At 71.7% G+C, this 24,069-nt stretch carries 17 protein-coding genes; 7 read left to right on the forward strand and 10 right to left on the reverse strand.

All coding sequences use genetic code 11. The features are described 5' to 3' along the window. Positions 1-104 precede the first annotated feature (104 nt). Positions 105-659 carry a peptide deformylase gene (gene def, locus ACFYXM_RS19170; RefSeq protein WP_389290706.1) on the forward strand — a complete coding sequence of 185 codons (555 nt, stop codon included), beginning with the start codon at positions 105-107 and terminating at the stop codon, positions 657-659. Between the two features lie 61 nt (positions 660-720). Here def and ACFYXM_RS19175 read toward each other — a convergent pair whose 3' ends face one another. After that, positions 721-1,371: a TetR family transcriptional regulator gene (locus tag ACFYXM_RS19175; protein WP_389290707.1), complete on the reverse strand. Its 651-nt coding sequence runs from the start codon at positions 1,369-1,371 to the stop codon at positions 721-723. Positions 1,372-1,543: 172 nt separating this feature from the next. On the opposite strand from ACFYXM_RS19175, the gene ACFYXM_RS19180 reads away from it, so the two are divergent. After that, complete coding sequence (locus tag ACFYXM_RS19180; RefSeq protein WP_389290708.1) at positions 1,544-2,770, forward strand: acyl-CoA dehydrogenase family protein; 1,227 nt, start codon at positions 1,544-1,546, stop codon at positions 2,768-2,770. A 48-nt stretch (positions 2,771-2,818) separates the two neighbouring features. Here ACFYXM_RS19180 and ACFYXM_RS19185 read toward each other — a convergent pair whose 3' ends face one another. Beyond that, a complete protein-coding gene (locus ACFYXM_RS19185; RefSeq protein WP_389290709.1) occupies positions 2,819-3,307 on the reverse strand; it encodes a glutathione peroxidase in 489 nt (162 codons plus the stop codon). A 164-nt stretch (positions 3,308-3,471) separates the two neighbouring features. Between ACFYXM_RS19185 and ACFYXM_RS19190 the strand changes: the two genes are divergently transcribed. Then, entirely contained in the window at positions 3,472-3,711 is a 240-nt protein-coding gene (locus ACFYXM_RS19190) for a DUF6011 domain-containing protein (RefSeq protein WP_384413045.1), read from the forward strand. 211 nt (positions 3,712-3,922) lie between these two features. Here ACFYXM_RS19190 and ACFYXM_RS19195 read toward each other — a convergent pair whose 3' ends face one another. Together ACFYXM_RS19195 and ACFYXM_RS19200 are read right to left on the reverse strand one after the other, a co-directional pair. After that, positions 3,923-4,795, reverse strand: a complete 873-nt coding sequence (locus ACFYXM_RS19195) for an acyl-CoA thioesterase (RefSeq protein WP_389290711.1) — start codon at positions 4,793-4,795, stop codon at positions 3,923-3,925. Positions 4,796-4,844: 49 nt separating this feature from the next. Further along, a complete protein-coding gene (locus tag ACFYXM_RS19200; protein WP_389290713.1) occupies positions 4,845-7,358 on the reverse strand; it encodes a DEAD/DEAH box helicase in 2,514 nt (837 codons plus the stop codon). Positions 7,359-7,497: 139 nt separating this feature from the next. Here ACFYXM_RS19200 and ACFYXM_RS19205 point away from each other — a divergent pair, with 139 nt between their 5' ends. Continuing rightward, complete coding sequence (locus tag ACFYXM_RS19205; RefSeq protein WP_389290715.1) at positions 7,498-8,289, forward strand: metal-dependent hydrolase; 792 nt, start codon at positions 7,498-7,500, stop codon at positions 8,287-8,289. A 62-nt stretch (positions 8,290-8,351) separates the two neighbouring features. Here the strand turns inward: ACFYXM_RS19205 and ACFYXM_RS19210 are convergent, their stop codons facing one another. The 5 genes from ACFYXM_RS19210 to ACFYXM_RS19230 all read right to left on the reverse strand — a co-directional run bounded on the left by ACFYXM_RS19210 (position 8,352) and on the right by ACFYXM_RS19230 (position 17,453). Continuing rightward, complete coding sequence (locus tag ACFYXM_RS19210; protein ID WP_389290717.1) at positions 8,352-10,133, reverse strand: ABC transporter ATP-binding protein; 1,782 nt, start codon at positions 10,131-10,133, stop codon at positions 8,352-8,354. Further along, on the reverse strand, positions 10,130-12,049 hold the full coding sequence (locus tag ACFYXM_RS19215; protein ID WP_389290719.1) for an ABC transporter transmembrane domain-containing protein: 1,920 nt from the start codon (positions 12,047-12,049) through the stop codon (positions 10,130-10,132). Before ACFYXM_RS19215 ends, ACFYXM_RS19210 begins: the two co-directional genes overlap by 4 nt. Before the next feature lie 186 nt (positions 12,050-12,235). Beyond that, on the reverse strand, positions 12,236-13,633 hold the full coding sequence (locus ACFYXM_RS19220) for a Gfo/Idh/MocA family protein (RefSeq protein WP_389290816.1): 1,398 nt from the start codon (positions 13,631-13,633) through the stop codon (positions 12,236-12,238). Positions 13,634-13,992: 359 nt separating this feature from the next. Continuing rightward, positions 13,993-16,944 (reverse strand): FAD-binding and (Fe-S)-binding domain-containing protein, encoded by a 2,952-nt coding sequence (locus tag ACFYXM_RS19225; RefSeq protein ID WP_389290721.1) that lies wholly within the window; start codon positions 16,942-16,944, stop codon positions 13,993-13,995. Between the two features lie 65 nt (positions 16,945-17,009). Then, a complete protein-coding gene (locus tag ACFYXM_RS19230; RefSeq protein WP_362029198.1) occupies positions 17,010-17,453 on the reverse strand; it encodes a MarR family transcriptional regulator in 444 nt (147 codons plus the stop codon). A 164-nt stretch (positions 17,454-17,617) separates the two neighbouring features. Between ACFYXM_RS19230 and ACFYXM_RS19235 the strand changes: the two genes are divergently transcribed. Next, positions 17,618-19,423: an ABC transporter ATP-binding protein gene (locus ACFYXM_RS19235; RefSeq protein WP_389290723.1), complete on the forward strand. Its 1,806-nt coding sequence runs from the start codon at positions 17,618-17,620 to the stop codon at positions 19,421-19,423. A 288-nt stretch (positions 19,424-19,711) separates the two neighbouring features. Here the strand turns inward: ACFYXM_RS19235 and ACFYXM_RS19240 are convergent, their stop codons facing one another. After that, positions 19,712-20,935 (reverse strand): NAD(P)-binding domain-containing protein, encoded by a 1,224-nt coding sequence (locus ACFYXM_RS19240; RefSeq protein ID WP_389290725.1) that lies wholly within the window; start codon positions 20,933-20,935, stop codon positions 19,712-19,714. Positions 20,936-21,087: 152 nt separating this feature from the next. On the opposite strand from ACFYXM_RS19240, the gene ACFYXM_RS19245 reads away from it, so the two are divergent. Together ACFYXM_RS19245 and ACFYXM_RS19250 are read left to right on the forward strand one after the other, a co-directional pair. Further along, a complete protein-coding gene (locus tag ACFYXM_RS19245; protein WP_389290727.1) occupies positions 21,088-21,510 on the forward strand; it encodes a secondary thiamine-phosphate synthase enzyme YjbQ in 423 nt (140 codons plus the stop codon). A 242-nt stretch (positions 21,511-21,752) separates the two neighbouring features. Continuing rightward, complete coding sequence (locus ACFYXM_RS19250) at positions 21,753-23,996, forward strand: serine/threonine-protein kinase (RefSeq protein WP_389290729.1); 2,244 nt, start codon at positions 21,753-21,755, stop codon at positions 23,994-23,996. Positions 23,997-24,069: the final 73 nt, after the last annotated feature.

Raw genomic sequence — 24,069 nt, forward strand, 5'->3', positions numbered from 1 at the left:
GTCCTAGATCCTCCTTGCATCGGTCCGCGCCCAGCCTATCGATGTCCGGCCCGGACGCCGCACCTCGGCACCGCCGGGACCGCCCGGGGCGGCCGGAACGTACGATGGCCGCCATGCGAAACCGCCCGATCCCCGGCAGTTCCGGACTGGTTCGCGCCATGAGCCTGCTCGGAGACCCGGTGCTGCATGGCGCCTGCGATCCCGTCACGGACTTCGGCCCCTCGCTCGCCCGCCTCGTCGAGGACATGTACGCCACCATGTACGCGGCGGGCGGCGTGGGGCTCGCGGCCAATCAGATCGGTGTGCCGCTGCGCGTGTTCGTCTACGACTGCCCCGACGACGAGGACGTCCGGCACCTCGGACACGTCGTCAACCCGCGCCTGGTCGAGGCGGACGGCGTCACCGTGCGCGGACCGGAGGGCTGTCTCTCGCTCCCCGGCATCGAGGCCGGCACCCCGCGCTTCGACCGGGCCGTCGTCGAGGGCGCGACCCTCGGGGGCGAGCCCGTCCGGATCACCGGGACCGGCTTCTTCGCCCGCTGTCTCCAGCACGAGTGCGACCACCTCGACGGAAGGGTCTACACCGACCGGCTCACCGGACTGCGCCGGTCCAGGGCGCTGCGCGCGGCCCGCCGTGCGCCCTGGGCGCGGGGCGGCTGACGCGGGGCGGGCCCGGGAGCGGCACGACCGGGCCGGGCGCGGGGTGCGGTCGGCCGCGCCCTCAGAACCCCGGGCCCCCGGGCCGGTCGTCCACGGCGGCCAGCCTGCCCCACAGCAGGTCCGCCAGGCTGCGTACCAACTGTTCGCGGGAGCAGGGCCGTTCCCCCAGCCACCAGTCTCCCGCGGCGTGCATCATGCCGACGATGCCATGACCCCAGATGCGGGCCATCGCCTCGCCGTCCGGTCCCAGGTCCACCCGCTCGGCGATCACCTTGGCGAGCTCCTCGCCGAGTCTGCGGAGCAGCGGGGCGGAGTGCCGTCCGACGTCGAAGCCCCGCTCCGCCGAGGCCGCCGAGTCGTCGGAGGGGTGCATCAGGAAGCGGTAGACCTGCGGCCGGGCCTCGATGGCCGCGAGGTAGGTGTCGAGCGTCGACTCCACGCGCCGGCGGCGCTCGGCGGGCGCGTCGAGCGCCGCCCGCAGGGCGATCAGCAGGGCGTCGGTGTGACGCTTGGCGAGGGCGCGGTAGAGGCCGCCCTTGTCGCCGAAGTGCCGGTAGAGGATGGGCTTGGTGATCCCGGCCTCCGCCGCGATGGCGTTCATCGAGGCGCCCGGCCCGTCCCTGAGCACCACGCGGTCGGCGGCCTCCAGCAGCTCGCGGCGGCGGTTCTCGGCCGCTGTCCGTTGCCGCTCGGCCCGTCCTGTGGTCTCCATGTCGCCCTCTCCCCGCCCCCGCCGTTCCCGTGCGTCGTCCCTGCGCAACGTAACACCCCACCCCGCGGGGCGCGGATCGGCACCTGTCCGGTTGACACGGGCTACTTACCGGTAACAGACTTCTGTTACCGAAAGTAACCATAGATTTCAGGGCAATACCTGGAGGGGCAACATGGCCGAGTTCACGCTCGAACTCAACGACGACCAGAAGCAGGTCCGCGACTGGCTCCACGGCTTCGCCGCCGACGTGATCCGCCCGGCGGCCTCGGAGTGGGACGAGCGTGAGGAAACCCCCTGGCCGGTCATCCAGGAGGCGGCCAAGGTCGGCATCTACTCCCTCGACTTCTACGCCCAGCAGTTCTTCGACCCCACCGGGCTCGGCATCCCGATGGCGATGGAGGAGCTGTTCTGGGGCGACGCCGGCATCGCCCTGTCGATCGTCGGTACGGGCCTGGCTGCCGTGGGCGTCCTCGCCAACGGCACCGAGGAGCAGATCGGCACCTGGATCCCGCAGATGTACGGCGACGCCGACGACGTCAAGGTCGCGGCGTTCTGTTCCTCCGAACCGGACGCCGGTTCCGACGTCGCCTCGATGCGCACCCGCGCGGTGTACGACCAGGCGAAGGACGAGTGGGTGCTGAACGGCACCAAGACCTGGGCGACCAACGGCGGCATAGCCAACGTGCACGTCGTCGTCGCCGTGGTCGACCCCGGGCTCGGCTCCAAGGGGCACGCCTCGTTCATCGTGCCGCCGGACACCCCCGGCCTCTCCCAGGGCCAGAAGTTCAAGAAGCACGGCATCCGCGCCTCGCACACCGCCGAGGTCGTTCTGGAGGACGTACGCGTCCCCGGCCACTGCCTGCTCGGCGGCAAGGACAAGCTCGACCAGCGACTGGCCAGGGCCCGGGAACGCGCCGCGTCCGGCGGCGAGCGGGTGAAGAACGCGGCGATGGCCACGTTCGAGGCGTCCCGCCCCGCCGTCGGCGCCATGGCGGTCGGCACCGCCCGCGCCGCCTACGAGGTGGCGCTGGACTACGCGAAGACCCGCACCCAGTTCGGCCGTCCGATCATCGACAACCAGGGCGTCGCCTTCCAGCTCGCGGACATGCGCACGCAGATCGACGCGGCCCGGCTGCTGGTCTGGCGGGCGTCCTGGATGGCCGCCACCGGCAAGCCGTTCACCTCGGCCGAGGGCTCCATGTCCAAGCTCTACGCGAGCGAGACGGCCAAGAAGGTCACCGCGCAGGCCGTCCAGATCCTCGGCGGCAACGGCTTCACCCGCGAGTACCCGGTGGAACGGATGCACCGGGACGCGGCGATCTACACCATCTTCGAGGGCACGAGCGAGATCCAGCGACTGGTGATCGCCCGCACCCTCTCCGGCATGCAGATCCGCTGACGCGGCGCGCGGGCCCGCCGGAGGTGCGGGCCCGCGCGGAGCCGGCCGTCAGACGGGCAGCTGGGCCTCGATGGCGGCCGCCAGCTCCGCGGAATCCGGGTCCGTGCCCGGACGCAGCCGGGCGACGGGCTCGCCCGTCGGCGAGATGAGGAACTTCTCGAAGTTCCACTGCACATCGCCCGCCTCGCCGTCCGCGTCCGCCAGCGCGGTCAGCTCGGCGTAGAGCGGGTGACGTCCCTCACCGTTCACCTCGGTCTTCTCCAGCAACGGGAAGGTGACCCCGTACGTCGTCGAGCAGAAGGTCTGGATCTCCTCCGCGCTCCCGGGCTCCTGGCCGGCGAACTGGTTGCACGGCACGCCCAGCACGGTGAAACCCCGGTCCGCGTACGCCTTCTGCAGCCGTTCCAGGCCCGCGTACTGCGGGGTGAGCCCGCACTGGGACGCGACGTTCACCAACAGGACCGCGCGGCCGCGGTATTCGGCGAGCGAGGCGGGCTCGCCGGAGAGGGTGCGCAGGGGGATGTCGTACAGAGTCATGCGGCGCTCCTTGTGAGGGTGGCTTCCAACAGCCATTGTCCTGCCCGTCGGTTGATCGACACGAACTCGAACGCCGGGTCGCCCGGGGCGCTCACCCATGAACCCCTCGCGTGGCGTGCCGCCGGGAAGTCGCAGAGCAGAGGCCCGCCTGGGACGATCGTGCCGTGGACCCCGCAGAACCCCTCTTCGAACCAGGCGCCGAGCCCGCGGCCGAGAACGGCACAGCCGGCCGGACACCCCGCCGACGGATGGTGCGCTGCCGCCTGTGCGGCCGCCCTCTCACGGGGACGGAGTCGCGCCGTACCGGCCTCGGCCCCTCCTGCGACGCCAAACTGCACCCCGCGCCCCCGGACATCCGCACCCGCCGCCACGAGGTCGAGCAGGACCCGCTGCCCGGCGTCTGAAGCGGTACGGCTAGTGCCGTGACCGGCAAGGTTTGGCGGGAAGGAGCGTCGTCCGGTGCGTGCGATCGCAAGGCAGCCGGAAGCCCTCGGATGGGGCCTCCCCTGCTCGAACGAAGTCGAGAGCTTGGGGAAGGGCTACGTGGGCTTTTGGCCAACGCCGCGAGCGTGCGTGCCGGACGACGCGACGGGGCAAACGTTGCCGGGAGGGGCACTACGAGCCGAGGGCCCGGAACAGCCCCTCCTGCACCACGGACACGAGCAGGTTGCCCGCGCGGTCGTAGATCCGGCCGCGCGCCAGCCCCCGACCGCCGGTCGCGATCGGCGACTCCTGGTCGTAGAGGAACCACTCGTCCGCCCGGAACGGCCGGTGGAACCACATCGCGTGGTCGAGCGAGGCAAGATCGAAGCCGCGCCGGCCCCACAGCGGCTCCACCGGGAGGCGGACCGCGTCCAGCAGCGTCATGTCGCTCGCGTACGTCAACGCGCAGGTGTGCACCAGCGGATCGTCGCCCAGCGGCCCGACCGCGCGCATCCAGACCGCACTGCGCGGCTCGGCCCCCGCAACCTCCTCCCGCGTCCAGCGCAGCCGGTCGACGTACCGGATGTCGAACGGCTGCCGACGGGCCATCCGCTCCAGAGACTCGGGCAGCGTCCCGAGGTGCGCGCGCACCTCCTCGGCGACGGTCGGCAGCTCCTCGGGGCCGGGAACCTCCCGGGCGGGCGGCAGCTGGTGCTCGAAACCGGCCTCCTCCGGACGGTGGAACGACGCCGTCAGGCTGAAGATCGTCCGGCCCTGCTGAACGGCCGTGACCCGGCGGGTGGTGAACGACCGGCCGTCCCGGATGCGCTCCACCTGGTAGACGATCGGCACCCCCGGGCGCCCCGGACGCAGGAAGTACGCGTGCAGCGAATGCACCGGCCGGTCCCCGTCCGTGGTCCGCCCGGCCGCGACCAGCGCCTGCCCGGCGACCTGGCCGCCGAACACCCGCTGCAGCGACTCGTGGGGGCTGCGCCCCCGGAAGATGTCGACCTCGATCCGTTCCAGGTCGAGCAGGTCGACCAGACGATCGGCGGGGTTCGTCATGCGGTTCGTCTCCACTCTCGCAGCGGCGCGGCCCTCATGGCGTACGCCCTCACAACTGACCGACCGAGGTGACACGGACGACGGCGCGCCCCTCCTCGTCGGAGGCGGCCAGATCGATCTCCGCGCCGATGCCCCAGTCGTGGTCGCCGTTCGGGTCGGCGAACGTCTGCCGGACCCGCCACACGCCGTGCGCGGGATCCTCCTCGATCCTCAGCAGCTTCGGGCCGCGCGCGTCCGGGCCGGTGCCCAGGTCGTCGTACTCGTCCCAGTAGGCGTCCATCGCCTCGCCCCACGCGTCCTCGTCCCAGCCCGACTCGCCGTCCAGCTCGCCCAGTTCGGCGACCTGGTCCAGCGCGGCCAGCTCGACCCGGCGGAACATCGCGTTGCGCACCAGCACCCGGAACGCGCGGGCGTTGGCCGTGACCGGCTTCACCTCGTCGGCCTTCTCCTGCGCCTCCTCGGCGGTCTCCAGCTCCGGGTTGGCGAGCTGCTCCCACTCGTCGAGCAGACTGGAGTCCACCTGGCGGACCATCTCGCCGAGCCAGGCGATCAGGTCCTGGAGGTCCTCGGACTTGAGGTCGTCCGGGACGGTGTGCTCCAGCGCCTTGTACGCGCTCGCCAGGTAGCGCAGCACGATGCCCTCGGTGCGGGCCAGCTCGTAGTGGGAGGTGAACTCCGTGAACGTCATGGCGCGTTCGTACATGTCACGGATCACGGACTTCGGCGACACCGGGTGGTCGCCGACCCACGGGTGGCTCCTGCGGTACACGTCGTACGCGTGCCACAGCAGCTCGCTCAGCGGCTTCGGGTACGTGACCTCCTGGAGCAGCTCCATCCGCTCCTCGTACTCGACGCCGTCGGCCTTCATCTGCCCGACCGCCTCGCCGCGCGCCTTGTTCTGCTGCGCGGCGAGGATCTGGCGCGGGTCGTCGAGCGTCGACTCGACGACGGAGACCATGTCCAGGGCGTACGAGGGGGAGTCGGGGTCCAGCAGGTCGAACGCGGCGAGCGCGAAGGTGGACAGCGGCTGGTTGAGCGCGAAGTCCTGCTGGAGGTCGACGGTGAGCCGGACGATCCTGCCCTCCGCGTCGGGCTCGTCGAGCCGCTCCACCACACCGCCGTCCAGCAACGAGCGGTAGATCGCGATGGCCCGGCGGATGTGGCGCAGCTGCGCCTTGCGCGGCTCGTGGTTGTCCTCCAGCAGGCGCCGCATCGCCTGGAAGGCGTTGCCGGGGCGCGCGATCACGGACAGCAGCATCGTGTGCGTCACCTTGAAGCGGGAGGTGAGCGGCTCCGGATCGGACTGGATCAGCTTGTCGAAGGTGGTCTCCGACCAGGCGACGAAGCCCTCCGGGGCCTTCTTGCGGACCACCTTGCGCTTCTTCTTCGGGTCGTCGCCCGCCTTCCTGACCGCCTTCTCGTTCTCGATGACGTGCTCGGGCGCCTGTGCCACGACGAAGCCCGCCGTGTCGAAGCCGGCCCGCCCGGCCCGGCCCGCGATCTGGTGGAACTCCCGGGCGCGCAGCGTGCGCACACGGGTGCCGTCGTACTTGGTGAGGGCCGTGAACAGCACCGTGCGGATGGGGACGTTGACGCCGACGCCGAGCGTGTCCGTACCGCAGATCACCTTCAGCAGACCGGCCTGGGCGAGCTTCTCCACCAGGCGCCGGTACTTCGGCAGCATGCCCGCGTGGTGCACCCCGATGCCGTGCCGCACGTAGCGCGAAAGGTTCCGGCCGAACTTGGTGGTGAAGCGGAAGTTGCCGATCAGCTCGGCGATCTTCTCCTTCTCCTCCTTCGTGCACATGTTGATGCTCATCAGCGACTGAGCCCGCTCGACGGCCGCGGCCTGGGTGAAGTGCACGATGTAGACGGGCGCCTGCCGGGTGTCCAGGAGCTCGGTGAGGGTCTCGGTGATCGGGGTCAGCCGGTACTCGTAGCTGAGCGGCACCGGCCGGGTGGCGGAGCGGATCACGGACGTGGGGCGGCCGGTACGGCGGGTGAGGTCCTCCTCGAACATCCTGACGTCGCCGAGCGTGGCGGACATCAGGACGAACTGGGCCTGCGGCAGCTCCAGCAGCGGGATCTGCCACGCCCAGCCGCGGTCCGGCTCGGCGTAGAAGTGGAACTCGTCCATCACGACCTGGCCGATGTCCGCGTACTTCCCGTCACGCAGCGCGATGGACGCCAGCACCTCGGCCGTGCAGCAGATCACCGGGGCGTCGGCGTTGACCGAGGCGTCGCCGGTGAGCATGCCCACGTTCTCCGTGCCGAACAGCTTGCACAGGTCGAAGAACTTCTCCGAGACCAGGGCCTTGATCGGCGCGGTGTAGAAGGTGACCTTGTCCTGGGCCAGCGCCGTGAAGTGCGCACCCGCCGCGACCAGGCTCTTCCCGGAGCCGGTCGGGGTGGAGAGGATCACGTTCGCCCCGGACACCACCTCGATCAGCGCCTCCTCCTGAGCCGGATAGAGGGTGATGCCCCGGGTCTCGGTCCATGACGAGAAAGCCTCGAAGAGGGCGTCGGGGTCGTCGGTCGGGGGCAGCTGATCGATAAGGGTCACGCCCCCATCTTGCCTGTCTTCCGCCCGGATGAGGGAACCGGACGACAGTATGAAGATCACGGACGATACGCTTTCCCACTCAACTCGGCCGCGCCGCAGCGGTCGTGGCGGCGACACGGAACTGGGGGCGGGAAGCGCCATGATGGGACCGGCACACTCACTGTCCGGGGCGGCGGCCTGGCTGGGGGTGGGCGCGGCGGTCTCGGCGACGGACCACGCGATGCCGTGGCCGGTGCTCGTCGTCGGTGCGCTGATCACGGCCGGCGCGGCGCTCGCTCCGGACCTCGACCACAAGTCCGCGACGATCTCCCGCTCCTTCGGGCCGGTCTCCCGATGGCTCTGCGAGGTCGTCGACACACTCTCGCACGCCGTGTACAAGGCAACCCGGGGCTCCGGCGACCCGCGCAGGAACGGCGGTCACCGGACCCTGACGCACACCTGGCTCTGGGCGGTCCTGATCGGTGCCGGGGCCTCCGTCGCGGCGATCACCGGCGGCCGGTGGGCGGTCCTCGGGATCCTCTTCGTCCACCTGGTGCTGGCCGTCGAAGGACTGCTGTGGCGGGCCGCCCGGATGTCCAGCGACGTGCTGGTGTGGCTGCTCGGCGCCACCAGTGCCTGGATCCTGGCGGGCGTGCTGGACCAGCCGGGGAACGGATCGGACTGGCTGTTCACCGCCCCCGGCCAGGAGTACCTGTGGCTCGGGCTGCCGATCGTCCTCGGCGCGCTCGTCCACGACATCGGCGACGCGCTGACCGTCTCGGGCTGCCCGATCCTGTGGCCGATACCGGTGGGCCGCAAGCGCTGGTACCCGGTCGGACCGCCGAAGGCCATGCGGTTCAGGGCCGGCAGCTGGGTCGAGCTGAAGGTGCTGATGCCCGTGTTCATGGTGCTCGGCGGGCTGGGCGGGGCGGCCGCGCTGAACGTCTTCTGACCCGCGCCGCGCGCCCCGGCCGCGGCGGCCGGGGCGCGCGAGGGGCGGCCGGGACCGCCGCCTCAGCCGTGCCAGGACCGCCACAGCGCCGCGTACGCGCCATCCGCCGCCACCAGCGCGTCATGGCTGCCCAGCTCGCTGATCCGGCCGTCCTCCACCACCGCGATCACGTCCGCGTCGTGCGCGGTGTGCAGCCGGTGGGCGATCGCCACGACCGTACGGCCCTCCAGCACCCGGGCCAGTGACCGCTCCAGATGCCGGGCGGCCCGCGGATCCAGCAACGACGTGGCCTCGTCCAGCACCAGCGTGTGCGGATCGGCCAGGACCAGCCGGGCCAGGGCGATCTGCTGGGCCTGGGCCGGGGTCAGCGCCAGACCGCCGGAGCCGACCTCGGTGTCCAGCCCCTCCTCCAGGGCCCTCGCCCAGCCGTCCGCGTCGACCGCCGCGAGCGACGCCCACAGCTCCGCGTCCTCGGCACCCGCCCGCGCCAGCAGCAGATTGTCCCGCAGCGACCCGACGAACACGTGGTGCTCCTGGTTGACCAGCGCCACGTGCGTTCGTACGTCCTCCGCCCTCATCCGCGACAACCGCGCGCCGCCCAGCGTGACCTCACCCGTGCGCGGGGAGTAGATCCCGGCCAGCAGCCGGCCCAGGGTGGACTTGCCCGCCCCGGACGGACCGACCAGCGCCAGGCGCGTGCCCGGCGCCACGTCCAGGGACACCCGGTGCAGAACGTCCAGCCCGGCGCGGTAGCCGAAGCGCACCTCGTCGGCCCGCACGTCCCGGCCGTCCGGGACGACCCCGGCGTCGCCCGCGTCCGGCTCGATGTCCCGGACGCCGACCAGTCGCGCCAGCGACACCTGCGCCACCTGCAGCTCGTCGTACCAGCGCAGGATCAGCCCGATCGGGTCGACCATCATCTGCGCCAGCAGCGCACCCGTCGTCAGCTGGCCGACGGTCAGCCAGCCCTCCAGCACGAACCAGCCGCCGAGCATCAGCACCGCGCCGAGGATCAGCACATAGGTGGCGTTGATGACGGGGAACAGCACGGAACGCAGGTACAGCGTGTACCTCTCCCACGCGGTCCACTGCCCGACGCGGGTGTCCGACAGGGCCACCCGGCGCGTCCCCAGACGGTGTGCCTCCACGGTCCGCCCGGCGTCCACCGTCTCCGCGAGGACCGCCGCCACCGCCGCGTATCCGGCGGCCTCCGAACGGTACGCGGAAGGCGCCCGCCGGAAGTACCAGCGGCAGCCCAGAACCAGCAGCGGCAGCGCGACCAGGACCGAGAGCGCCAGCGCAGGGGCCGTCGCCGTGAGCGCGGCGACCAGCAGCCCGGCCCACACCACGCCGATCGTCAGCTGCGGCACGGCCTCGCGCATCGCCTCGGCCAGCCGGTCGATGTCCGTGGTGATCCGGGACAGGAGATCGCCCGTACCCGCGCGCTCCAGCACACCCGGCGGCAGTCGCACCGACCGCACGAGGAAGTCCTCGCGCAGATCGGCGAGCATCTCCTCACCGAGCATCGCGCTGCGCAGCCGCATCAGCCGGGTGAACACCGTCTGCACGACGAGCGCCAGCGCGAACACCGCGACCGTGCGCTCCAGACGCAGGTCCCCGACGCCGTCGGCGAGGTCCTGGACCAGCCCGCCCAGCAGATACGGGCCGGCGACCGAGGCGATCACCGCGACGGCGTTGAACGAGACGAGCAGGGCGAACGGCCCGCGATGGCGCCGCAGCAGCTCCCGTACGTAGCTCCGCACCGTGGCGGGGGTGCCCACCGGCAGGGTCGTCGCCGACTCCGGCGCCGCCGGGTCGTGGGAGGGTCTCGCGACGCCGATCATGCCCGCTCCTCGATTTCCTCGGTCGCATCGTGCGGGCCCCGGGCGGCCCGGTCCGCGATCTTCGCGATCTCGTCGTCTGTCTCGCGCGTGACCACCGTCCGGTAGCGCGGTTCCGTGTGCAGCAGTTCACGGTGCGTTCCGACCGCGACGACCGTGCCCCGGCGCACCAGCGCCACCCGGTCCGCCGCGTCGAGCAGCAGCGGCGAGGAGGCGAGCACCACGGTGGTGCGCCCCAGGCGCACCTCCTTGATCCCGGCGGCGACCCCGGCCTCCGTGTGGGAGTCGACCGCCGAGGTCGGCTCGTCGAGGACCAGCACCTCCGGATCCGTCACCAGGGAACGCGCCAGGGCGAGCCGCTGGCGCTGCCCGCCCGAGAGCGAACGGCCGCGCTCGGTGATGCGGGCCGTCATCGGGTCGCCGTCCGAGGCGGTGGGCGCCTGCGCCAGCGCGTCCAGCACATCGCCGCACCGGGCGGCCGACAACGCCTCGTCGGCGGGCACCCGGCCGGACGAAGGGACGTCCAGCAGCTCGCGCAGGGTGCCGGAGAGCAGCACCGGATCCTTGTCCTGGACCAGTACGGCGGTCCGGGCCGCGTCCAGCGGGAGTTCGTCCAGGGCCACACCCCCGAGAAGGACGGACGGCGGCTGCGGCCCGGTCGCGGCACCGGCCCCCGCACGTTCCGGCACGCCCTCGTCCGGGCCCTGGCCCGGGCCGGTGCCGGTCGCGGTGTCCGCGCCCGCGCCCGTTCCCGCAGGGGCGTGGCCACCGAGCCGTTCGGCCAGGCGGCCCGCCTCGTCCGGATCGCCGCAGACCACCGCGGTGAGCAGACCGGCCGGTGCCAGCAGCCCGGTGACCGGGTCGTACAGGTCGCCGAAGGGCGCGGCCGCGGCAGCCGGGGAGCCGGTGGTCGCGGGCGGGTCGGTGCGGCGCAGCGAGAGCACCCGCACCGCGCGGCGGGCGGAGGGCCGGGAGAAGGAGTACGCCATCGCGATCTCCTCGACGCGGCGGAGCGGGAACAGCATCAGCGCCGCCGCGCTGTACACCGTGACGAGTTGCCCGACCTCGATCCGGCCGTCGCGGGCCAGCGCCGCCCCGTACCCGACCAGCGAGATCAGCAGCAGCCCCGGAAGCAGCACCTGGACCGCCGAGATCAGCGACCACATCCGCGCGCTGTGCACCGCCGCCCGGCGGACCTCCTGCGAGGCGTGGCGGTAGCGGCCGAGGAACAGCTCCTCGCCGCCGATCCCGCGCAGCACCCGCAGCCCGGCGACGGTGTCCGATGCCAGTTCGGTCGCCCGTCCCGCCTTCTCGCGCTGGAGATCGGCGCGCCGGGCGGCCCGGGGGAGCAGCGGCAGCACGGCCAGGGCCAGCAACGGCACGGCGAGCGTCACCAGGACGCCCAGCGCGGGCAGATGGACGACGAGCGCCGTGCAGATCAGCACGATCGCGGCGACGGCCGCGACGAAGCGGGAGAGCGCCTCGACGAACCAGCCGATCTTCTCGACGTCGCCGGTGGACACGGCGACGACCTCGCCCGCGGCGACGCGGCGGGTCAGTGCCGAACCCAGCTCCGCGGTCTTGCGCGCCAGCAGCTGCTGGACGCGCGCGGCGGCGGTGATCCAGTTGGTGACGGCGGTCCGGTGGAGCATGGTGTCGCCCAGCGCGATCAGCACGCCCAGGACGGCGAACAGGGCGCCCGCCCACGCGAGCCGGGCGCCGGAACGGTCGACGGCCGCCTGCACGGCGAAACCGACCGCGGGCGAGAACCCGGCCAGCGCGCACTGGTGGAGCAGCCCCCACCCCATCGCCTTGAGCTGGCCGCGGAGTTGACCGCGCCCCAGCCAGAGCAGGAAACGCGGGCCCGAGCGGACGTCGGGAACGCCGGGATCCGAGTACGGAAGATCGCGAATCTTCATGAGGTCCCAGGGGTCGGTGTGCCGGACGGCTCGGAGAAAGCCGCAAAACCGCCCCAGGTTGTCCCCGGCCCGGCGGCCGGAGCAATCGAATTTTCTCCGGGGGGAGTCGTTTTGGACATGCCCCGGCCGCCGCACCGGTGGCGGAGAAGGGCCGCGGAGCCGTGGCCCCGCGGCCCGCGCGGGCCGTCAGATCTCCTCCGGCTTCTCCGAATCCATGCCGGAACGGGCCTTCTTCCACTCACCGCGCGTGAAGTCCGGGATCTGCTGCGGCGCGCCCTTCGCCTTGATGGACAGATGGCTCAGCGGCACGGGTGCCGTCCAGGTCGCCGCGTCGTACACGTCGAAGTCCGGGACCAGGCCGAGCCGCATGCACTGCATCAGCCGGAACACCAGCATGTAGTCCATTCCGCCGTGTCCGCCCGGCGGGTCGGCGTGCTCCTTCCAGAGCCAGTGGTCCCACTGGGCGTACCGGGAGAAGTCGCCCCAGGCGTCGTTCGTGTGATCGGGCTCGATGTAGATGCGCGCCGGGTAGTCCTCGAAGACGCCCTTCGTCCCGCCGAGACTGTTGATCCGCGAGTACGGGTGCGGGGTCGACACGTCGTGTTCCAGCCGGATGACCCGGCCCTTGGCGGTCTGGACGAGACTGATCGTACGGTCGGACTCGATGTAGGTCTCCTTCCAGCTCGGGTCGCCGGGCGGCATGTTGTTCCTGCGGTACTCGGCGAGTCCCAGCGACGGGGAGCCGACGCTGGTGATGCTGACCGCACGGTCGCCGCGGTTGATGTCCATGTAGTTGGCGACCGGACCGAAGCCGTGGTTGGGGTAGAGGTCCCCGCGCAGCCGGGTGTGCCACAGTCTGCGCCACGGGCCCTCGTAGTACTCCGGATCGAACATCAGGCCGCGCAGGTCGTGGTTGTACGCGCCCGCGCCGTGCAGCAGATCGCCGAAGAGCCCGGCGTGCGCCATGCGCAGCACACGCATCTCGTTGCGCCCGTAACAGCAGTTCTCCAACTGCATGCAGTGACGCCTGGTGCGCTCGGAGAGGTCGACCAACTCCCAGAGCTCGTCCAGCCGGAGCGCGATCGGGCACTCCACGCCGACGTGCTTGCCGTTCAGCAGGGCGGTCTTCGCCATCTCGAAATGGAAGTCCCAGGGCGTTGCCACGTAGACGAAGTCGATGTCTCCGCGCCGGCAGAGGTTCTCGTAGTCGTGCTCGCCGTTGGTGTAGACGGCGGGCGACGGCTGCCCCGCGGCGGTCACCTTCGCCGCCGCTCGCTCGGCCTTGACCCCGACCGGGTCGCAGACTGCCATGACCCGTACGCCTTCCATGGCGAGGAAGAGGTCGATCATGCTGCCACCGCGGTTGCCGAGCCCGACCAGCCCGACCCGGACGGTGGAGCGCCGGTCGAACGGAACCCCCACCATGGTGCGCCCCTGGCGCCGCGGCGCGGACGCCTGTTCCGCGCCGACCGCCTCCGGACCCGGGGCGGGGGCGGCGGACGCGGTTCCGGCACCGAGACCGCCGAACGCGAGCCCGGCACCGGCCACCGAGGCCGTCGTCCACAGGACGGAGCGGCGGCTCATCGGGCCCGGGGCGCCGCTCTCCGCGCCGTGGTGCCGGGGGTTCCCGTGTTGTGTGGCGTCGTGCTGCGTACCGTCGTCGTGCTGTGCTGCGTCGTTCATCGATCCTCCAGAAGGGGGGTCTGACGTGCGCGGCCGGTGAATGAACCTCGTGGAGGACCTTGGCCGCCGAGTCCGTCGACGCGCAAGGGGAACGATTGGATTCCTGATCCCAAACCATGGACTTTCGTGAACCACGGGCCTCGTGCGCGTGCGAAAGCCGGGTGGGTCCGGTCATGACCGGACCCACCCGGCGGGTGAGGACGTCGACGGGGCCGTCGGACGACCGGCCGCGAGGCGGTCGCCGGGCGGCCCCGCGCGGGTCAGCGCACGACCGCTCCCGGCCGCGTCGCCCGTTCCAGCTCCATCAGCACGGAGTAGTACGAATGGCCCGTGGCCCGGTCCATGCCGATCTCGCACATGCGGTTGGCGGAGAGGTACGCGTCGTACTCACGGGTGTTCACCTCCGCCGCCTCCTTGGCCGTGGCCGACTCCGTCAACTCCTTGTGCAGCATCCCGCGGTCGCCCGCGAAGGCGCAGCATCCGGCGTCGTCGGGGATCACGACCTCCTCCGCGCAGGCCTCCGCGACCGCGCGCAACTGCTCCACATCGCCCAGGTGTTGCATGGAGCACGTGGGGTGCAGCACCGCCGAATCGACCTTTCGGAGCACCGTCAGCCCGGGGAGCAGTTCCTCGGCCGCCCAGACCAGGGAGTCGACGATGGTCAGCTCCCGGTGCAGCTCCCTGTTGTCGTCGGTGAGGTACGGCACCACCTCGTGGGCGATGCCCAGCGTGCACGACGAGGCGTCGACGACCAGGGGCAGCCTGCCGCCGGCCGCCCAGCCCCAGGCCGCTTCCACGATGCGGTTGGCCATCACGGTGTTGCCCTCGTCGTACCCCTTCGAGTGCCAGATCGTCGCGCAGCAGGTGCCCGCGACGTCGTCCGGGATCCACACCGGTTTCCCGGCGCGGGCGGAAACGGCGACGACGGCCTGCGGCAGGGACGGGCCGCGATGGCCCTCCGGGCCACCGAAGATGCGGTTCACGCACGCCGGGTAGTAGACGGCCTTCGCACCGACGCGGGAGGTGCGGGGGAGCCTCCGGGCGGCGGCGCCTGGGGTCTCGGGAAGCCACTCGGGCATGAGATCGGGGCGTACGGCCTTGCGGGCGAGCCCGGTGATCGTCTCCAGCGGTCCGTCGCCGATGCGTTCGCCGATCCTGTCGGCCGCGGCGACCGCGAGCCGTGCCGCCGCCTCGACCGCCTTGAAGTTCTTCGCGGTGAGCGCCGCGATCCGCTCCTCGCGCGGCGAGTGCCGACGGTGGCGGAAGTCCTTCATCATGGCGCCCGTGTCGATGCCGACCGGGCAGGCCAGCTTGCACGTCGAGTCGCCCGCGCAGGTGTCGACGGCGTCGTAGCCGTACGCGTCCAGCAGCCGCGACTCCACCGGTGAGCCGCCCGTCTGCCGCATCATCTCCCGGCGCAGCACGATGCGCTGGCGCGGGGACGTGGTCAGGTCGTGGCTGGGGCAGGTGGGTTCGCAGAAGCCGCACTCGATGCAGGGGTCCGCGATCGGTTCCACCTCGGGGATGGTCTTCAGGCCGCGCAGATGGGCCCTGGGGTCGCGGTCGAGGACGATGCGCGGGGCCAGCACCCCGTCCGGGTCGATGACCTGCTTCGTGCGCCACATCAGCTCGGTGGCCTTCGGGCCCCACTCCAGCTCCAGGAACGGGGCGATGTTGCGGCCGGTGGCGTGCTCGGCCTTCAGGGAGCCGTCGAAGCGTTCCACCGTCAGTCGGCAGAAGTCGTCCATGAACGCGGCGTAGCGCTCGACGTCGGACGGCTTCGCCGCGTCGAAGGCGAGCAGGAAGTGGAGGTTGCCGTGCGCCGCGTGCCCGGCGACGGCGGCGTCGAAACCGTGTTCCGCCTGGAGCGCGAGCAGGGCCTCGCAGGCATCGGCCAGCCGGGAGGGAGGCACCGCGAAGTCCTCCGTGATCAGCGTCGTCCCCGAGGGCCGCGATCCGCCGACCGCGGTGACGAACGCCTTGCGGGCCTTCCAATAGCCCGCGATGGTCCCGGCGTCGCGGGTGAACTCGTTGGTCACCGAGGCCACCGGCGCGACCAGGTCGAGCCCCTCGACGACGGACGCGGCGGCCCGCTCGTACGCCTCCTGTCCCGCTTCGTCCGGCGCGCGGAACTCCACCAGCAGCGCCGTGGTCTCCTTCGGCAGCCCGGCCCAGTCCGCGGGAACGCCCTGGACGCTCACCGACGCGCGCAGCGTGTTGCCGTCCATCAGCTCGACGGCGATCGCCCCCGCCGCGTTGAAGTGCGGCACGGCCGCCGCCGCCGCGGTCAGGGAGGGGAAGAACAGCAGACCGGTGGAGACGCGTCGGTCCAGCGGAAGCGTGTCGAAGACGACCTCGGAGATGAAGCCGAAGGTGCCCTCGGAGCCGACCATCAGCCCCCGCAGGATCTCGACGGGCGTCGACCCGTCCAGGAAGGCGTCGAGGCGGTAGCCGTTGGTGTTCTTGATCTCGTACTTGGCCCGGATGCGCGCGGTCAGCCCGGCGTCCGCCTCGATCTCCGCCTTCAGCGCCAGCAGTTCCTCGCAGAGCCGGGGCTCGGCCCGGGCCAGGTCCTCGTCCGCCGAGGGGGCGCCCGTGTCGACGACCGTGCCGCTCGGCAGGACGAACGTGAGGGAGGAGACGGTGCGGTACGAATTGCGGGTCGTGCCCGCGGTCATGCCCGAGGCGTTGTTGGCGACGACTCCGCCGACCGTGCAGGCGATGGCACTGGCCGGGTCGGGGCCGAGCAGCCGGCCGTGGCGGGCGAGCGTGGCGTTGGCCCGCACGATCGTCGTCCCGGGCCGGACACGGGCGCGTGCGCCGCCGTCCAGCACCTCGATGCCCGCCCAGTGGTGGCGCACGTCGACCAGGATGTCCTCGCCCTGCGACTGGCCGTTCAGACTGGTGCCGGCCGCGCGGAAGACGACCTCGCGGCCGTTGTCGTGCGCGTACGACAGGATCGCCGCGACGTCGGCGATGTCCTCCGGGACCACGACGACCTGGGGCACGAACCGGTAGGGGCTGGCGTCGGAGGCGTACTTCACCAGGTCGGAGACCTTCCACAGCACCTTCTCGGCCCCCAGCAGGCCGATCAGCGCGCTGCGCAGCGGTTCGGGCGTGCCCTGGGACCGCCGGTCGGGGACCCGGTCCGGGGACGGCGTGCGTTCCGCACCGGGACGGAGTGCTTCGGGCTTCGGCTCCAGCAGCGGCATGTCGGGCTCTCCTCGGCGGTTCTGTTCTGTTCGTTCGGTACGGCCGGACGCGCGTTCCCACAGGTTTAGCAGTGGCGCTCCGGCATGCCGTTGACCAGGGCGGACAACAGCCCGCCGAGCACCTCGCGCTGATCGGTGGTCAAGGGGGCCAGGATCTCCTCCGCGGCGGCCCGGCGCGCGTCGCGCAGCGACCGGAGGGTGGCGAGGCCCTCCTCGGTGATCTCGATCCGGATCACCCGGCGGTTGTCCGGGTCGGGGGCGCGGCGCACCCGGCCGCTCGTCTCCAGGCCGTCGACCAGACTCGTCACGGCGCGCGGGACGACGTCCAGCCGCTGGGCCAGATCCGCCATCCGGGGCGGCCCGTCGTAATGGGCCACGATGCGCAGCAGCCGGAACTGCGCGGGAGTGATACCGATCGGCTCCAGCTGGCGGCTCTGGATCCGCTGGAGCCTGCGGGTCACCCGCAACAACTGCTCGGCGAGCACGCCGTCTGCGTCGGAGGAGTCCATGGCGGAACAATATCAGGACCGTATTCATTGTGAGTGAAGGTAACAATGAGCTAAGCTCTTGAAATGCCGCAGCCCCGGCCCTCGATCCGGACCCGCCCCCCGGGCCGGATGCCGGACCGGCCGGACCGTGGGTCCCCCGCGGCCCCGCACCGTCGAAGGAGCCCATGAAACCCGACGAAATCAACTGGACGCCCCCGCCCCGGGACGGAGAACACCCGCCCGCCGAGGTGCGTCGCATTCTGCGCCTGTTCCGTCCCTACCGAGGCCGGCTCGCCCTGGTGGCGCTGCTCGTGGGCGCCTCGTCGCTGGTGTCGGTCGCCTCGCCGTTCCTGCTGCGCGAGATCCTGGACACCGCCATTCCGCAGGCGCGTACGGGACTGCTGTCGCTGCTCGCCCTCGGGATGATCGTGGCCGCCGTGACGAACGGCGTCCTCGGCGTCCTGCAGACGCTGATCTCCACCACGGTCGGCCAGCGCGTCATGCACGATCTGCGCACTGCGGTCTACGCCCAGCTGCAGCGCATGCCACTCGCCTTCTTCACCCGGACGAGGACCGGCGAGGTGCAGTCCCGCATCGCCAACGACATCGGCGGCATGCAGGCGACCGTCACCTCCACCGCGACCTCGCTGGTCTCCAACCTCACCGCGGTCGTCGCCACGGTCGTCGCCATGCTGGCGCTCGACTGGCGGCTCACCCTGGTCTCGCTGCTCCTGCTGCCGGTCTTCGTGTGGATCAGCCGCAAGGTCGGCCGCGAACGCAAGAAGATCACCACCCGCCGACAGAAGCAGATGGCCGCCATGGCCGCGACGGTCACCGAGTCGCTCTCCGTCAGCGGCATCCTGCTCGGCCGCACGATGGGCCGGGCGGACTCCCTCGCCAAGGGCTTCGCCGAGGAGTCGGAGAAGCTGGTCGATCTCGAAGTGCGTTCCAGCATGGCCGGGCGGTGGCGGATGGCGACGATCGGCGTCGTCATGGCCGCCATGCCCGCCGTCATCTACTGGGCGGCGGGGCTGGCCCTGGGATCGGGCGGTCCGGCCGTCTCCATCGGCACGCTCGTCGCCTTCGTCTCGCTCCAGCAGGCGCTGTTCCGGCCGGCCGTGAGCCTGCTCTCCACCGGGGTGCAGATGCAGACGTCCCTCGCGCTCTTCCAGCGGATCTTCGAATACCTCGACCTCGACGTGGAGATCACCGAGCCCGACCACCCCGTCCGGCTGGAGAGGATCCGCGGCGAGGTCCGCTTCGAGCACGTCGACTTCAGTTACGACGAGAAGAACGGTCCGACCCTCAGCGACATCGACGTGACCGTACCGGCGGGCGGCAGCCTGGCGATCGTCGGACCCACCGGGTCGGGCAAGTCCACCCTCAGCCATCTGGTGCCCCGGCTCTACGACGTCACCGGCGGCCGGGTCCTGATCGACGGCGTCGACGTGCGCGAGCTCGACTTCGACACCCTGGCGCGGGCCGTGGGGGTGGTCTCCCAGGAGACGTACCTCTTCCACGCCTCGGTCGCCGACAACCTGCGCTTCGCCAAACCGGACGCGACCGACGCCGAGATCGAGGCGGCGGCCCGCGCGGCGCAGATCCACGACCACATCGCCGCACTGCCCGACGGCTACGACACCCTGGTCGGGGAGCGGGGCCATCGCTTCTCGGGCGGCGAGAAGCAGCGCCTGGCCATCGCCCGTACGATCCTGCGCGATCCGCCGGTGCTGGTGCTCGACGAGGCGACGAGCGCCCTGGACACCCGAACAGAATTCGCGGTTCAGGAAGCGATCGACGCGCTTTCCGCGGGCCGCACCACCATCACCATCGCCCACCGGCTCTCCACCGTCCGCGACGCGGACCAGATCGTCGTCCTGGACGGCGGTCGCACGACCGAACGCGGCACCCACGACGAGCTGCTCCGGCAGGACGGCCGCTATGCCGCGCTCGTCCGTCGCGACAGCCGACTGGCCCCGGTGGCCACCTGACCGGCGAGGCCGGGCGTGCGGCCCCGAGCGGCCCGTACACGCGGCGGCGCCGCCGCTCCCGTGGGACGGGGAGCGACGGCGCCGGGTGGAGCAACGGTCAGACGAGCCAACCCACGAAGTGGACGATGCCGGCGAGCAGGTTGGTGAGGATGTTCATGAGGATTTTCTCCTTGTACATGGTGCATATGTGGGACAGCGCAGTCGCGGTCTGCAGCCCGTTGCTTGCGCCCTGTAATCATCAACCGTCGCAGGGGCGCTGAGCAACGAAATGCGAAACGATCACGCGTTCTAGCGAACATCCGATCCCTTGTTCGTTTGTTCTGTGGGCTGAGCTGTCTGTAGGACCGGATGACGGGGTCGGATCGCGGCAGGAGCGAGCGCCCGGTTGTCCGCGCTGGGCGCACCCGGACCCGCGCCCGCGACGGTTTCGGACTCCGGTACCGCGAGAAGCCGCGTGATCTCGCGCACCGCGGCCCGCCCGGCCCGGTTGGCGCCGATGGTGCTGGCGGACGGCCCGTATCCGACGAGATGGACGCGTGCGTCCCTGACCGTCCGCGTGCCGTCGAGCCTGATGCCGCCGCCGGGTTCGCGCAGCCTCAGCGGCGCGAGGTGACCGACGGCGGCCCGGAACCCGGTCGCCCAGAGGATGACGTCGGCGTCGATCGTCCGGCCGTCGTCCCAGGCGACGCCGGTCGGCGTGATCCGGTCGAACATCGGCAGCCGGTCCAGCACTCCCTTCGCACGGGCCCGTCGGACGGCGTCGTTCAACGGAAGTCCGGTCACGCTCACCACGCTCTGCGGCGGCAGTCCGTGCCGCACCCGTTCCTCCACCAGCGCCACGGCGGCCCGGCCCCGGTCCTGGTCGAACGGTCCCTCCCGGAAGACCGGCGGCCGACGCGTCACCCAGTACGTCCCGGCCGCCACCTCGGCGATCTCCATGAGGTGCTGGGTGCCGGAGGCACCGCCGCCGACCACCACCACCCGCCTGTCGGCGAACGCGTCGGGCCCGGGGTAGTCGGCCGTGTGCAACTGCCGCCCGCGGAAGCTCTCCTGCCCCGGGTAGCGCGGCCGGAACGGCCGGTCCCAGGTGCCGGTGGCGTTGATCAGGGCGCGGGTGGCGTACGTGCCCTCGGACGTCTCGACGAGCAGTCGGCCGCCGTCGCCCTCGCGTACCGCGCTCACGTCCACCGGCCGGTGGACCCGCAGGTCGAAGGTGCGCTCGTAGGAGTCGAAGTACGCGCCGATCACCTCGGAGGAGGGCCGGTCGTCGTCGGCGCCGGTCAGCTCCATGCCGGGAAGCGCGTGCATGCCGTGCACCTTGCCGTACGTCAGCGAGGGCCAGCGGAACTGCCAGGCGCCACCGGGGCGCGGCGAGTGGTCCAGTACGACGAAGTCGCGGTCGGGTTCCAGGCCCGCGCGCCGCAGATGGTAGGCGCCGGACAGTCCCGCCTGTCCGGCGCCGATCACGACGGCGTCGACCGTGTGCGCTGCGGCCACCTCAGTGTTGTTCACGCTTCTACTAACCGCGCGAGCGGCGAGGATCTTCCTGCCCCGCCTCGGAAGCCCCGCACCGGCGCAGGCCCGCGTTCCCGCGCGGAAGGCGCGTCCGTGTGCGGAAGGCGTGGACGGCGCGACCGCGCCGCGAGGGCGGCAAGATGGGAGCCATGTCATCCCCCTTCAGCACCAGCGTCCTGCGCATCACCACCGGGACGACGGAGACCGTCACCGATCTGACGCGCCACTGCGAGGAGTTCCTCGCCCGGACCGCCGCCGCCAGGGACGGGCTGCTCAATGTCTTCGTGCCGCACGCGACCGCCGGAATCGCCCTGCTCGAAACGGGTTCCGGCAGTGACGAGGACCTGCTCGCGGCCCTGCACACCCTGCTGCCCGCCGACAACCGCTGGCAGCACCGTCACGGCTCGCCCGGGCACGGCCGCGACCACGTACTGCCCGCCCTCGTGCCACCGCACGCGACGCTGCCGGTGATCGGCGGACGACTCGAACTGGGGACGTGGCAGTCGGTGTGCCTGGTCGACACCAACAAGGACAATCCCGACCGTCAGGTGCGTCTGAGCTTCGTTGGTTAGCCGATCGCTTCGGCGGGACCGCAGAGGGGAAGTCCGGCCGCACCGTGCGGTGTCCGGCGGCACGAAGGAAGTTCCGTCATGCTCTCGGCGGGGCTTCGTCGTGTGCGGCACGGGAGCGGCCCTGGGCTCCGTGATCGTCACCCGCTTTGCTCTGCCGTACTGCCCTGCGGCTAGTTTGTGTGCAGGACAGGTACGCAGGCCCGTGGTGGCAGAGGTGCACGGGGGACGGGAGGGCGGGAAGGGTGTCGCTGCGCGGAGGTGATCCAGTCGAGATCGGCGGCTATCCGCTCGAGGCGCGACTCGGCTCGGGTGGCATGGGCACGGTCTTTCTGGCCCGTACGAGTTCGGGGCGACCTGTCGCGATCAAACTGATCCACCAGCAGTTCGCGGAGGACGACGAGTTCCGCATCCGTTTCCGGCAGGAGGTGGCGGCGGCGAGGCGGGTGAGCGGCGCGTTCACCGCCGCCGTGGTCGATGCCGCCCCTGAGGCCGAGCAGCCGTGGATGGCGACGACCTATATCGAGGGGCACACGCTCGCCCAGCACATCGCCACGAAGGGCCCGCTGACCGGAGCGGAGCTGAGGAGGCTCGCCATCGGGCTGGCGGAGGCGCTGCGCGACATCCACCGGGTGGGGGTCGTCCACCGTGACCTGAAGCCCTCGAACGTCGTGCTCTCGCCCGAGGGCCCGCGCGTCATCGACTTCGGCATTTCGCGCGCCGTGGACCAGCAGACGCTGACGATGACAGGCCGGGTCATCGGTACGCCGCCCTTCATGTCGCCGGAGCAGTTGCAGGCGCCGCGTGGTGTGGGGCCGCGGTCCGATGTCTTCTCGCTGGGGACGCTGCTGGTGTACTCGGCGACGGGTCACGGGCCCTTCGACGCGGACAGCCCATACATGACGGCGTATCAGGTGGTGCACGAGGAGCCGTCACTGGATGCCGTGCCGGTGGCCTTGCGCGCGGTCGTCGAGCTGTGCCTGGACAAGGACCCCGAGGGACGCCCCTCTGCGGACGAACTCCTCGTGCTGCTGCGGGACCTGCCGGCCGACCTCGGTGGAACCGACGCGAACGGGGTTGGCACGGGCCGCACCCGCGACATGATCACTCAGCATCACTTCGCGACGCGGGACACCCCGGCGCCGTCCGCCCCGACCGCCGCCCCGGCCGGTCCCGACACAGGGAGCACCTGCACGCCCGTCGGCCGCCGTCTGCGTCGCCGATGGCGTCCTGTGCTCGCGGCCGCGGTCGCGGTGGCATCGATCGGCGGGGGAGTCGCCGCACTGGAGGCGGGCGGCTTCGGAGGGAACAGCGGTGGCGGCGAGGACAACAGCGTTGCGACGCAGGGTGCCGCACTTCCGGACGGTTTCGAGCCGTGGCGCAAGACCGTGCCGGGTGGTCGCGAGGACATTCCCGACGAGCTGCGTTGCGTCGCGCACGGCGACGCGCTGTTCTGCGGGGGCGGCGGTGTCGTCGCGACCCGTATCAGGGCCAAGGACGGCTCGCGGGTGTGGACGGCGAAGAGCCCGGGCATCCCCGTCCAGGGCATGCACCTGGTGGGTGCCACCGACGACACGGTGCTCGGTTACCGCTTCGCCGCCCAGGACGCCCCGCAGGACCCTCCCGGCGAGGTGGTGGCCATCGACGCCGACAACGGCCGGGAGCTGTGGTCCGTGCCGTCCGGCGCCCAGTCGATGGCCGTCATGGGTCGGAGTCAGGACGCCCTCGTGGTCGGCTCCGCCGTCGTGACGGTCGACGCTTCCAACTCCCGCTTCGAGGCCCGGGACGCGCACAGCGGTGAGATCGCCTGGACGACGTCGTTCCCCGCGGGTGCGCAGTGCGCTCCCGTCCCGGTGGGCCCACAGCTCCTCGCGATGTGCGCGACGGATGCGGAGGTGGATGCCTTGGAGGTGCGCCACCCCACCCTGCGCACGGTCGACCGATCCTCGGGGGCACTGGGCGGGCCCATCGCGGTCGACGGCCCCGTCGTGCCGATGGGCGTCGCCGACGGCAGGCTCGTACTCCTTCAGGGACACAAGGAAGGAGCGACGCTGGCCGGCTACGACGGGGTGGCGCGGGTGGACCCGGCCTCCCGGAAGGTCACGTACTCCCGTCTGGCCGAGACATACGCGGGGACGCCCGGCATGGCGGACGGCACCGTCTACGTGAGCGGGCAGACCGGTCTCGTCACGGCGCTCGACCCCGCGACCGGCCGGAAGAAGTGGTCGCGGCAGACTGCCGTGGAGGGTGCGTCGGGTCCCGTCGCGGGAGCCGACGCGCTGTACTTCAGCTCGGCCACCGGCCGGGTGGTCGCGCTGTCGCCGTACGACGGCAAACCCCTGTGGACGACAGACCCGCAGGCCGATGGTTTGACGGGCGAGCAGGGCGCGAGCCCGCGCGTGACCGTCGCGGGGCGTGCGGTGATCGTGGCCGCGGCTAAGAACACCCTCTTCGCCTTCGACACGCAGAAGCCGCCGAAGTCGGGCTGATCCGGGCGGCACCGGACGCCGGCCGCCTTCCTCGCCGTGCGGACACCTCAGCGGCTCACTCGGCTGCCTGCGC

The sequence above is a fragment of the Streptomyces sp. NPDC002476 genome, assembly GCF_042889785.1.
In the GTDB taxonomy this organism is placed as follows: domain Bacteria; phylum Actinomycetota; class Actinomycetes; order Streptomycetales; family Streptomycetaceae; genus Streptomyces.

Bases quoted from the DNA above. Each gene is read 5' to 3' on its own strand.
- ACFYXM_RS19220 (WP_389290816.1), bottom strand. From the start codon at position 13,633: ATGAGCCGCCGCTCCGTCCTGTGGACGACGGCCTCGGTGGCCGGTGCC.
- ACFYXM_RS19180 (WP_389290708.1), top strand. From the start codon at position 1,544: ATGGCCGAGTTCACGCTCGAACTCAACGACGACCAGAAGCAGGTCCGC.
- ACFYXM_RS19175 (WP_389290707.1), bottom strand. From the start codon at position 1,371: ATGGAGACCACAGGACGGGCCGAGCGGCAACGGACAGCGGCCGAGAAC.
- ACFYXM_RS19245 (WP_389290727.1), top strand. From the start codon at position 21,088: ATGTCATCCCCCTTCAGCACCAGCGTCCTGCGCATCACCACCGGGACG.
- ACFYXM_RS19230 (WP_362029198.1), bottom strand. From the start codon at position 17,453: ATGGACTCCTCCGACGCAGACGGCGTGCTCGCCGAGCAGTTGTTGCGG.
- ACFYXM_RS19215 (WP_389290719.1), bottom strand. From the start codon at position 12,049: ATGAAGATTCGCGATCTTCCGTACTCGGATCCCGGCGTTCCCGACGTC.
- ACFYXM_RS19205 (WP_389290715.1), top strand. From the start codon at position 7,498: ATGATGGGACCGGCACACTCACTGTCCGGGGCGGCGGCCTGGCTGGGG.
- ACFYXM_RS19185 (WP_389290709.1), bottom strand. From the start codon at position 3,307: ATGACTCTGTACGACATCCCCCTGCGCACCCTCTCCGGCGAGCCCGCC.
- ACFYXM_RS19225 (WP_389290721.1), bottom strand. From the start codon at position 16,944: ATGCCGCTGCTGGAGCCGAAGCCCGAAGCACTCCGTCCCGGTGCGGAA.
- ACFYXM_RS19235 (WP_389290723.1), top strand. From the start codon at position 17,618: ATGAAACCCGACGAAATCAACTGGACGCCCCCGCCCCGGGACGGAGAA.
- def (WP_389290706.1), top strand. From the start codon at position 105: ATGGCCGCCATGCGAAACCGCCCGATCCCCGGCAGTTCCGGACTGGTT.
- ACFYXM_RS19195 (WP_389290711.1), bottom strand. From the start codon at position 4,795: ATGACGAACCCCGCCGATCGTCTGGTCGACCTGCTCGACCTGGAACGG.
- ACFYXM_RS19210 (WP_389290717.1), bottom strand. From the start codon at position 10,133: ATGATCGGCGTCGCGAGACCCTCCCACGACCCGGCGGCGCCGGAGTCG.